A 219-nucleotide genomic window follows, 5' to 3' on the forward strand; every position below is an offset into this window, starting at 1 on the left:
GGGTTGATGATTGTGGAAAGAGTTTTCTTTGCATCAACACCGTATACATATGTATCATGCAGAAGTCCCTGGCTCTGAAGCATCTGTACATATGCCACTCTCGGAAGTCCCGGAAGTTTTTCCATTCCTTCTTTGATTCCATATGTCTCATATACTTTTGTTTCGTCCGGTGTAAGCTCTCTTGCAAGCTCGCCAAGATATACAGCAACACGGAATCCC

At 43.8% G+C, this 219-nt stretch carries 1 protein-coding gene; it reads right to left on the minus strand.

Annotated features, from left to right (window positions below; translation table 11 throughout):
* A partial coding sequence (locus HJY11_RS14220) for a glycine/sarcosine/betaine reductase component B subunit (protein WP_243764578.1) occupies positions 1 to 219 on the minus strand: 219 nt, incomplete at both ends.

The organism is Bittarella massiliensis (ex Durand et al. 2017) (assembly GCF_017566145.1).
GTDB classification, from domain to species: domain Bacteria; phylum Bacillota; class Clostridia; order Oscillospirales; family Ruminococcaceae; genus Bittarella; species Bittarella massiliensis_A.